This window comes from Lysinibacillus sp. LK3 (genome assembly GCF_001043675.1).
Lineage (GTDB): Bacteria > Bacillota > Bacilli > Bacillales_A > Planococcaceae > Lysinibacillus > Lysinibacillus capsici.
Window position 1 is genome coordinate 18,686 of sequence record NZ_LDUJ01000015.1, and the last position, 10,404, is coordinate 29,089.

Sequence of the window (10,404 nt, forward strand, 5' to 3'; positions counted from 1 at the left end):
TAAGTAAACTTTATGCGGTTTATATATAGGTACGCTATTTCGTACCACTTGCACCAAATCCAGATTCTCCACGGACCGTTTGAGATAATTCATCTACTTCCACTAATTGAATAGAAGGAACAAATTGTATAACCATTTGAGCAATGCGCATTGATTTTTCTACGATAAACGGTTCTTGACCATGGTTGATTAAAATAACACCGATTTCGCCTCTATAGCCTTCATCTATAGTGCCTGGGCTATTCAGTACGGTTACACTATGCTTTAATGCTAGTCCACTTCTTGGTCGAATTTGGGCTTCCGTTCCCTTAGGTAATTCAATCTGTATACCTGTCTTAATGAGTTTGGCTACGCCTGCTGGGATTTCTACTGCTTCTATGGAATAGAGGTCCATACCTGCATCACCAGGGTTGGCTTGTATCGGTAGCATGGCATCAGCGTGAACTTTTTTAATTTTTACTTCTAGATTCATTGTTCTTCATCCTTAACGATTAAAATTGAATGTGTCATCTGTGATTGGCGCAACTTTTGCCTTGGCATAGGTAGCACCCTTTTGTGAAAAGAAATCATATGTGGAGCCTTCATTACGAATACCATTCATCACAATTGGATTGACTTCCTCTTCTGGGAACATGGCTTCAAAGCCGACATTCATTAAAGCTTTATTAGCATTATAACGTACATATGCTCGCACTTCAGGTGATAATCCTGTTTCCGCATAAATATCATCTGTATACTTCATTTCATTTTGATATAAATCTAATAATAGCTCATAGCCCCATAAATGTAGCTCTTCTTGCTTTTCCTTTGAAAATTGCTTGAATAAATTTTGAGCAAAAAATCCAACTGCTACCCCATGGATAGATTCATCGCGCAAGATGAGTGAAATAATCTCGGCACTGTTTCGTAGGAAGCCTTGTCCCCCTAAGTATAGTGGATAGAAAAAGCCAGAATAAAACAGGAAAGATTCAAGCATAACGGATGAAAACATCGCTTTCCATAAGCTCTCTGGATTGCCTTCTTCAATACTATTATAAATGTCTGCTATTTTATTGGCCTTATACTGTAGAAATTCATTTTTCTTGACCCATTCAAATAGCTCGTCGATTTCTTCGTTTGTACAAAGCGTTGTGAAAATATAAGAATAGGACTTGGCATGTATCGCCTCGAATGCATCAAAAACGGTTAGGACAGCCTTTTCCTGTAAATCGTCTGTATAAGCAGCAACACGATTCATCCCGATATTTGTTTGTACAGTATCCAGTAAGGTTAAGCCTGCAAATACTTTTTTATATGTGTCCTGATGCTCAAAGCTTTTCCATTGTTTAATATCTTTACTGACCGCAATTTCTTCTGGAAACCAAATTTGCTTCCATTGCTGGTCCCAAAATATTTGGGCAAGCTCACTTGTTGCCTTATTCCAATTGACTGCCTCATAAATTATATTTGACATGCTACACACTCCTCTAAGCTTTGTAATCGTTGACGAACATAGTAAACAGACTTAATGCCCTTTATCCACGCATAAATGTATACTTTAGCCAATTGTTCGGTTGTCCAATTGTCCGTTACATAAAGCGTCATGGAAATACCTTGGTCAACGTGCTTTTGAGAAGCTGCATATAAATCAATTAAATCATACGGATTTACATCATACGCCTCCACATATAAATGACTATTGTCATTTGTTAAATGAGGCATTGGATAAATGGTTCTACTATCGGCGTAATCACGAACCTCTACGCGCTCTGTACATGGTGCGATTGAAGCCGTACAGCTACGAATATATGAAATACTACCAGTTGGTGCAATAGCCAAACGATAGGAATGGAATAGACCGTACTGCATTACATCCTGCTTTAACGTTTCCCACATCTTGTTTGTGATGATTGGAATATTGCCAAGCGCCTTCAACACAGCAGGCGATAGTTCTTCTTCAGTTTTATTGATATATTGGTCAAAATAGCTACCTGATGCATAATCACTGTCCTCAAATCGGTAGAAGGTTGCAGCTTTTTCTTTCGCCATTTCCATCGAAGAGTTCAGAGAATAATAGTTCATCGCTTCCATAAAGTGATCCATGAAATCAATGGAATCTTTTGAGCCGTACAGGATGCCTTCTGTCACGAGATGCCCATGGAGGTTCATACAGCCAAGCCCTACAGAATGCATTAATTGATTGGCTTTTGCAACAGACGGAACATTCTTAATGTGTGTCATTTGCGATACATTCGTTAATAGGTGCATGGCTGTATCGACTAATGCGCCGAAATCATTGACTTTACTTGCTGCATGGATATCGATGGAACCTAAGTTACACGATACATCTAATCCATAGTCATTTGGTTGATCCTGGTCCGTAATGATACTTGTCTCTTGTACTTGTAAGATTTCTGTACATAAATTGGACATTTTGACACGTCCAATATTTTTTAAAGGATGTACCTTATTGACATTATCATCAAAGATTTCAAACGGATAGCCTGATTCAAATTGTGCTTTTTTCACCTCTGTGTAAAGCTTTCGTGCATTTAAACGTTTAATTTTACGAATTTTAGGGTTATCAAGTAGCTCGTAGTACATGTCTGAAATAGAAATTTCAGACATACGTTTGCCATATTCTTTAAAAATATCGTATGGGCTAAACAAAACAATATCCTTATCACGTTTCATCAGTTCGAAGAAAATACTAGGTATAATAATCCCTGTTGAAAGGGTAGCGAGGCGAATTTTATCATCAGCATTTGGTTTTTTTGATGAAATGAAATTTTCTATGTCTGCATGGAAAATATTTAGATAGACAACACCTGAGCCATTTCGTTGCCCTAGCTGATTAGAATAACTGAAAGAATTTTCTAACAGTTTCGCTACTGGGATGACACCACTTGCACGATTTAATATCTCTTTAATTGGATCACCTAATGGACGTAAATCTGTTAAGTTGACCCCAACTCCACCACCAAGGCGTGATAGCTCTAAACAATAGCCAATATTTTCAGCAATACTATTCATGGAGTCATCCATTGATAATTTAAAGCAGCTGACTAATTCACCACGTGCTTTCTTACCACTATTTAAAGCAGTTGGTGTTGCAGGCTGATAGGCTTCCATCATTGCTTCGACAGAGCGTTCTGCTAGAGCCGTGTTGCCTTGAGCTAAATACAAAGCAATAATGACAATACGATCCTCATACTTTTCTAAGATTTCTTCCCCATCACGACTTTTCATAGCATAGCTATCGTAAAATTTGCTTGCGCTCATAAAGGATGGAAAGCGGAAATTATAATCATAGGCTTTCTTGTACAGCTTCTTAATAAATTCCATTTCGTACATGTCGATAAAGGCTTTCTCATAGTAGCCCTCATCAACTAAATAGCGGATTTTTTCTTCAATATCTATAAAATAACGCAAACGTACGTTAACATACTCTAAAAAGTAGCGGCGCGTAGCTTCGCGGTCCTTTTCTAACTCAAGTAATCCAGTTGTACTATAACGATTCAGTACGTCATTATTAAGCTTTAAATAGGTTTTCATCTCATTACCCTCGTTTCATAAAACGTTTGTATTGCTTCGTAATCCGTTTGATTACCTCGTAAATCTAATTTCCTTACTAAGGGTACATGATAGGTAGCAGCGATTTTCTCACCAGCAGCACCAAATACATGATGACCGAAGTTACTATTACCACTGGCAACTACTCCTTTACAAAAATCCCTGTTTTTTTCTAAGAAACGTTGTACCTTTGCTGGAATGTCACCTAAACCATCTGTGTAGGTAATTAAGAGATATGGCTTGTTCAATCGTAATTCTTCCGAGAGCTCGATACATTCTGCCTTTAATTTGGATACAACATTTCGGACATTACCTGTACGACTCGCGTAAACAATCATAGGGCAATCAACTCAATTTGAGAAACAATTTCCTGAACATCTCCTATGAAAGTTTCATTCATCTCTAAAACAGGCACACTTAAAAAACCTGCGTCAATAATCGTTTGCTTTGCTTGTTCATCGTGATCGATGTTAACAATTTCAGCTTCAAGTCCTGCACGTTGTAGTTCAGATTTTACCCATAGGCATTTTGGACAAATTGTTTTCGTATAAAGTTTCATAGAAATCCCTCTTTTCATAAAATAAAAAAGCCTATCTCCTCTAAAGAGATAGGCTAAATGGAAACGTTAACATACCAAAAATACTGACGTTCCCATCTCTTAATCCCCGAAGAAATGATAAATTTGTTTTATAAAGGCAGGTCTCCTGGCTTTGCTTCATTCTCTGATTCCCTTCCCATGCAAATGCACAGTGGTTGCAATCATCGTCAGCTTCACAGTTGCGGGGACAGCGTCGGAATTGTACCGAACTTCCCTTTTAAACTACATGTAGTAGTACCTTTGTAAAACGAACACAATATATAGTTGTTGTTCAATAGTTTTAAGTGTACCATCCTTCAAATGAAAAGTAAATCAAGATTCTAAACTTCTTTATTTTTGGATTATTCAGTATTTTTAATTATGTAGTTCCAAATAGATTACCACTAATCACTTATACCCAAATCAAAAATCTATTTTTAACGATGTACGTGATTTTCTATTAAAATGGATCTAGAATTCTAATTTGAGTTTAAAGAAATCTTCTATTTTATGTACCATTGAAAAATAGTTGTCTCTATCGTAAGTCCTGAAATAATGATCATCTCTTACCCATTTCAAATGATGCTCATTACATTAATAAAGAGCATGCTTTTATCATAACATGCTCTTACCATTCTATCATTGGGATTATAGTCTAACCTTAACCTCAGTCCCGTCCTGAGCTTTGACATCGACTAGCACAAGTCCTTTATAATTTTGTAGTTCCTTGATAATCGGCTTTAGCATTTCTTTGTCGATGAGGGGAAAGGTAAAGTCTATTTTCTTTTTATCGAAGTATGCCTTTGTCCACTTATTGGCTTGTTGCTGAATCCATTTAGAAGTTAAAATGGAGAGGACAATGGTTAGCACAGTATAGGGAACAGGGACGGTAAAGCGAACGTCTTTTGCTTTCACTTTTACATGCATCATTCGTCGCCTCTACTCAATGAAGACTGCAACGGAATCCCCGTTTGCTGATTTTATATCTACAATTTGTCCATCTAGTTCATTTTCAATCGCTTCAAGAAGAAGATTGATGTCGATATCTTTTACGTATTTTTCCGATTGCGGAATACTTGCAGCGATGCTGTGTCCTGCCATCAATACGGCTTTGACAAGTTTAATTGGTAAATTTACCGTGACATTATCATTTTCGGTGGATACAACACGGACCTTTAACGTTTTATCTAAATACTTTGTTTTTTCCACAAATTTATTCTCTGATTCTTCTTTCTGTTGTAGCACTTGAATCAGCTCTGATCCTTTATCCGCATCAATTTTGCCCTCTTGAATCATCGTTAACACTTTTGTAATCTCCTCTTTCATGGTCGTTCCTCCCTATTCGTCTTTTAAGAGCTTTATGGCTTCATCTGTTGTGATTTCGCCATTTTCCAGCATGCTTACAATTTTTTTCTCATCTACTTCATTTTTCTTCTTTTGAGCATAGCCAAGGGATGAAATAATATCATTTAGCTTGCCTCGAACTGTTGGATACGAAACCCCCAGTTCCTTTTCAACCTCTTTAATATTTCCTCGGCAGGTTAAAAATACTTCCACAAAATGAAGCTGATCCTGTGATAAGGATGCTAGCTTCGACAATTCAAACTCATTTTCAATGGTCGTGTGACAATGAGAACACTGTAACTTCGTAATTTTCAATGTTTTACTGCAGACAGGACAATTTGTGATTACTTGATAAGCCATAGTGAACTCCTTCCTTTAAGTTAAGCTGATTATATAACAAAGAAATTAAAGATGTAAATAATAAAATTAATAATTTTAATTAAAAAATAAATAAAATTAATTGCTGAATTAAAAATATTAATTAATCATTGCTGTATTGCTTGTCTTAAGCATCATTACACAGTACTCTATGTAGTGTTTTCTATTTCTACTTGTAGCTAGCGACATTAGTTAGAGAATGAAAGTTTAGAATTGAAAATAAGGTTACATTGTATTCTGTAAAAAAATTTGTTACTATAAAAAGACAATTATGAGAGGACTGATGAATGGACAATGAAGAACTAAACTATATTTTTATTTGAATTGAATGATTTCAAACACAAAATATAGGGTTAGTCTATCCATTTTTAACTATCAGTTTGCATTTTATTTGTCATGACACAAATGGCAAATCGCATTTATTCAGAAAAAGACTAATCCTTCCAATGCACAATTGGAGGGTTTTTTTCTTGCTTTCATAGTTGATTTTGTACCTTTCATTTACCTATAAAGGAGAGGAAAAATATGAGCGATTCAGAAACTATTGTAACGCATGTAACACTCCGTATAAGTCGTTAATATCCATCTACTTATACGGAGAAATCAACCATAGATGGATAGACCGACTTTGTATGAAAAGTAAACTGTTGCAATACAAAGGAGGAATTATCATGTCCATGATACAAGTACAAAACCTAACTTTTTCTTATCCAAGCAGCTTTGACAATATTTTTGAGAATGTCAACTTTCAAATCGATACGGATTGGAAACTTGGATTTATCGGTAGAAACGGACGAGGTAAAACAACATTCTTTCAGTTGTTATTAGGAAATTATGAGTATAGCGGAAAAATCATCTCTTCTGTAGACTTCACTTATTTCCCCTATCCAGTTTCTGATCCAAATAAATATACCCATGAAATATTTGAAGAAATTTGTCCTCAGGCAGAAGATTGGGAATGTCTACGTGAAATAGCTTACCTACATGTAGATGCGGAGGTCATGTATCGTCCTTTTAAAACATTATCCAATGGTGAACAAACAAAGGTGTTACTTGCTGCGTTGTTTTTGACAGAGGGTCAATTTTTATTAATTGATGAACCAACCAATCACCTAGACACGGATGCACGAAAGACGGTTTCCGATTATCTTCGCAGAAAAAAAGGATTTATTTTAATTTCACATGACAGAAGCTTTTTAGATGGCTGTGTTGACCATATCCTATCGATCAATAGAGCCAATATTGACGTTCAAAGTGGAAATTATTCTTCTTGGAAGTTAAATTTTGATCGTCAGCAGGAACACGAAGAAGTAACCAATCAACGACTGCAAAAAGATATCGACCGATTAAAACAATCCTCAAAGCGTTCGTCAGGTTGGTCTAATCAAGTGGAAGCCTCCAAAAACGGCACAACCAATTCAGGTTCTAAACTGGACAAAGGCTTTGTTGGACATAAAGCAGCCAAGATGATGAAACGAGCGAAGAACCTGGAATCCAGACAACAAAGAGCTATTGAGGAAAAATCAAAACTGCTAAAAAATGTTGAAAAAACCGAGTCATTGAAAGTAGAGCCATTGGCATATCCATCAAAAGAAATGGTTGTTGTCACGGATGTATCGATTCGGTACGATGACCATATCGTGAATAAGCCTATTAGCTTCAAAGTGGCACAAGGGGATCGAGTTGTTTTAGATGGCAAAAATGGAAGCGGAAAAAGTAGTATGTTAAAACTTATTCTAGGTAATCCCATCCAACATACAGGCTCGATAAAGTTAGCTTCAGGTCTAGTCATTTCCTATGTTCAGCAGGATACATCCCATTTAAAGGGATTGCTATCGGAATTTATTGAAGAGCATGGTATTGATGAGACGTTATTTAAATCAATCCTGCGCAAGATGGATTTTGAGCGTATTCAATTTGAGAAGGATATCTCTCATTATTCTGGTGGGCAAAAGAAAAAGCTGCTGATTGCTAAAAGCTTGTGTGAGAAGGCTCATTTATATATTTGGGATGAACCACTCAATTTTATTGATATCTATTCACGCATGCAGATTGAAGAGCTCATAAAAAGCTCTCATCTCACAATGGTGATTGTTGAGCATGATCAGGCATTTCAACAAACTGTAGCAACGAAAACGATAGCTATGTCGTAAAGAGAAGAATCCATTTATGGATTCTTCCTTTTTAATGATATTGAAACCAATGGATCCATTTAGAATTTGTCTCTTTCACGATATATAGCTCACCTAGTGATGCACTTTGCGCTGGCAGTAATCTTGGAAACCTTAATCGAACAAACCAGGAGTGATTAGCCACATTTTCTCCACAGAAGTTCACCGCCATTTTATAGTAATTCTCCTCCATGCCAGTTAATATGGGCATGGGCTTTATCACCTCAATTTGCCACTCCTGATAATCAGGGCTTGAGCCATATACTTTTGGAATGATGTCAGCTAATGCTTGACTAAGCTCGTCTTTGTCTTTCACCGTTGTTTTCATCAATACATCTGGATTTGGACATTTTAAGCCTTCAGGTTCTGACCACGAAGTAGCTGTTGGAAATAACAAAAGCATACATAAAAAGGGCAGTATTATTTTTCCCATTGTTCAATTCCCTTTCTTTAAAAATGCTCGATAATTTGCTGTGATTGGTGCACTCTATAAAGTATCATCCTGCAGAAAGGTCACTATTCCATGAAAAAATTTGCTTATGTTTTAATGTTTATCTTCACTATGTTCATTCTGCCATGTAAGATTTATGCGCAAAGTGAACAAGCTGATGAGCAACTAATCAGGGACACATTCATTACAATCCTTAATCCATTTATTGAAAAGGAAATTGATCATTACTATGGCTATCCTAAGCAGTATGGCTTGTATGATGTGAAAATTTTAAAAATTGTCAAAGAAAGTCAGTTTAGCTTTAAAGTTAGCGTGGAAGTTACGACCTTTGAGCATGCGCATTCCCCACCCTACAGTAAGGAAATCATTACGTTTGAAGTCAGTCCAACTGGTGTCATCACACTTCGCTATATACATGAGGCAGATGATGTAGAAAAGGCAATAAACGCATTCTATAGGGCAACACTGTTAGATATACAGCAGAGTTTTAAGCTGGACTTAGCATCTTATACTTCCTACCGATACGATCAATTGCAATATCAAGCTGAAATTAATAATGATATGAAATCCCTTGCTATGATTGCAGAGGAAATAGTGACCCATATTTTATTTCCTGAGCGAAAGATTCCCTACAAAAATGTCATAGACCCTGTCACTTTTATCAAGGGTAATATAGGTTATATGCTCTTTAAAAGAGCGGATGGTACAAATGTAAGTTATCAGCTGCAAAAGAAAGACGGCACATGGATCGTAACAGATAAAACAAGTAAGCCAGGTAAGAAAATGGAGGATCTGTTACCGTGGTATATATAGAAAAATGAAGCCAACTGATTCCATCAGTTAGGCTTCATTCTTTAAGAGCGTTTGCATCATACTTTTTATAATTCCCATGTGAAAATTTTCATGGTTCATATGAAAGACAACCATATCGCCTAATGTTTTCATACCTAAAAAAGGTTCTTTAAGCGGTTCATGTAGATGTCCTGCACAAGCTTGTTCAATAAGAATTGGTTGTTCCTCTAGGAGCATAATAATTTGATCCATTGTTGGCGGTTGCTCAGTCCAGTTATCTGGTTTACTGCCACTAGGAAACATTACATGATAGGATAGGGGCAAATGCCTTTCTTGTGTAACAGCTGGAAAAACGGAATGATCCCAACCAACTAATAGATGACCAGCATTCAAAACGAATATTGTTATGATGTACAGCGGGTATCTGATCAGCAATATTCTCAGGGATCGTACGTAGAAATTCAACAGTCCAATTACGCCACATTTTCATTTGCATAAATAATTGCGCTTCGTTTATATACTAGCTCCCTTTCTACACGTTTTCAGTTATATTCAATACCATGGATTAAATTAATTTATAGTAAATTACGGTTGCTTCTAATTCTCCATCTGGTGAAATAGTATATTGCGGAATTTTCCCTACTTCTTGATAATCTAATGATTTATATAATTTATTAGAAGGATCCCCTTCTCTCGTATCTAAAACTAGCAAGGAGCGGTTTTCTTGTTTTGCTCGTTCCTCTGCTTGTTGCATCAGCGCTCGTCCAATACCGTTGCGTCTAAAGTTGGGATGTGTCATTAACTTGCAAATTTCAGCACGATGAATGCCATTTGGTTTGCTAGTTAAATGCAATTGAATACTACCTGCAATTTCATTATTTATTTTCGCAATGAACAGTAAGACATCTGACGCTAAGACAGATTGCCAATATTTTATCGCTTGTTCTTGTGTGAGTGGAGGTAAAAAACCTACGGATGCTCCTTCATCTACGACCATAATCAATAATTCAGTAAGCCTCTCCAAATCTTGCTCAATATGGTGAAGCTCAATTATTTCAATCTTTTGCATGCCGAAAGCATCTCCTTTTTATAAAATTATTACCTACTATTAAAACAGAAATTACTTTTCCGAAATCGTT

The 10,404-nt window shown here is 36.4% G+C and carries 13 protein-coding genes and 1 riboswitch; of the genes, 2 read left to right on the forward strand and 11 right to left on the reverse strand.

Features of this window, described 5'->3' with window-relative positions:
* Window positions 1–34: 34 nt before the first annotated feature.
* The 8 genes from dut to VK91_RS11265 all read right to left on the reverse strand — a co-directional run bounded on the left by dut (window position 35) and on the right by VK91_RS11265 (window position 5,833).
* Window positions 35–472 carry a dUTP diphosphatase gene (dut, locus tag VK91_RS11230; RefSeq protein WP_048392753.1) on the reverse strand — a complete coding sequence of 146 codons (438 nt, stop codon included), beginning with the start codon at window positions 470–472 and terminating at the stop codon, window positions 35–37.
* Between the two features lie 12 nt (window positions 473–484).
* Window positions 485–1,453: a class 1b ribonucleoside-diphosphate reductase subunit beta gene (gene nrdF / locus VK91_RS11235; RefSeq protein ID WP_004229921.1), complete on the reverse strand. Its 969-nt coding sequence runs from the start codon at window positions 1,451–1,453 to the stop codon at window positions 485–487.
* On the reverse strand, window positions 1,441–3,534 hold the full coding sequence (gene nrdE / locus VK91_RS11240) for a class 1b ribonucleoside-diphosphate reductase subunit alpha (protein WP_048392754.1): 2,094 nt from the start codon (window positions 3,532–3,534) through the stop codon (window positions 1,441–1,443). The genes nrdF and nrdE overlap by 13 nt, the downstream gene beginning before the upstream one ends.
* Window positions 3,531–3,890, reverse strand: a complete 360-nt coding sequence (gene nrdI / locus VK91_RS11245; protein WP_048392755.1) for a class Ib ribonucleoside-diphosphate reductase assembly flavoprotein NrdI — start codon at window positions 3,888–3,890, stop codon at window positions 3,531–3,533. Before nrdI ends, nrdE begins: the two co-directional genes overlap by 4 nt.
* Complete coding sequence (locus tag VK91_RS11250; RefSeq protein WP_004229925.1) at window positions 3,887–4,111, reverse strand: glutaredoxin; 225 nt, start codon at window positions 4,109–4,111, stop codon at window positions 3,887–3,889. Before VK91_RS11250 ends, nrdI begins: the two co-directional genes overlap by 4 nt.
* Window positions 4,112–4,228: 117 nt before the next feature.
* Window positions 4,229–4,407: riboswitch (cobalamin riboswitch) on the reverse strand.
* A gap of 370 nt (window positions 4,408–4,777) precedes the next feature.
* Window positions 4,778–5,059: a hypothetical protein gene (locus VK91_RS11255; protein ID WP_048392756.1), complete on the reverse strand. Its 282-nt coding sequence runs from the start codon at window positions 5,057–5,059 to the stop codon at window positions 4,778–4,780.
* A 9-nt stretch (window positions 5,060–5,068) separates the two neighbouring features.
* Complete coding sequence (locus VK91_RS11260; protein WP_016991732.1) at window positions 5,069–5,455, reverse strand: hypothetical protein; 387 nt, start codon at window positions 5,453–5,455, stop codon at window positions 5,069–5,071.
* Between the two features lie 12 nt (window positions 5,456–5,467).
* Entirely contained in the window at window positions 5,468–5,833 is a 366-nt protein-coding gene (locus VK91_RS11265) for a DUF2089 domain-containing protein (RefSeq protein ID WP_004229931.1), read from the reverse strand.
* A 689-nt stretch (window positions 5,834–6,522) separates the two neighbouring features.
* Here VK91_RS11265 and VK91_RS11270 point away from each other — a divergent pair.
* Window positions 6,523–8,004, forward strand: coding sequence for an Lsa family ABC-F type ribosomal protection protein (locus VK91_RS11270; protein ID WP_048392759.1), 1,482 nt, complete (start codon window positions 6,523–6,525; stop codon window positions 8,002–8,004).
* Window positions 8,005–8,035: 31 nt separating this feature from the next.
* Here VK91_RS11270 and VK91_RS11275 read toward each other — a convergent pair whose 3' ends face one another.
* The gene (locus VK91_RS11275; protein ID WP_048392760.1) at window positions 8,036–8,455 is read right to left on the reverse strand and encodes a hypothetical protein; all 420 of its coding nucleotides are present in this window, start codon (window positions 8,453–8,455) and stop codon (window positions 8,036–8,038) included.
* 90 nt (window positions 8,456–8,545) lie between these two features.
* On the opposite strand from VK91_RS11275, the gene VK91_RS11280 reads away from it, so the two are divergent.
* Entirely contained in the window at window positions 8,546–9,286 is a 741-nt protein-coding gene (locus VK91_RS11280) for a DUF3888 domain-containing protein (protein WP_048392762.1), read from the forward strand.
* A gap of 27 nt (window positions 9,287–9,313) precedes the next feature.
* Here the strand turns inward: VK91_RS11280 and VK91_RS11285 are convergent, their stop codons facing one another.
* The gene (locus VK91_RS11285; protein ID WP_231595640.1) at window positions 9,314–9,658 is read right to left on the reverse strand and encodes a DinB family protein; all 345 of its coding nucleotides are present in this window, start codon (window positions 9,656–9,658) and stop codon (window positions 9,314–9,316) included.
* 172 nt (window positions 9,659–9,830) lie between these two features.
* Window positions 9,831–10,334 carry a GNAT family N-acetyltransferase gene (locus VK91_RS11290; RefSeq protein ID WP_048392764.1) on the reverse strand — a complete coding sequence of 168 codons (504 nt, stop codon included), beginning with the start codon at window positions 10,332–10,334 and terminating at the stop codon, window positions 9,831–9,833.
* Window positions 10,335–10,404: the final 70 nt, after the last annotated feature.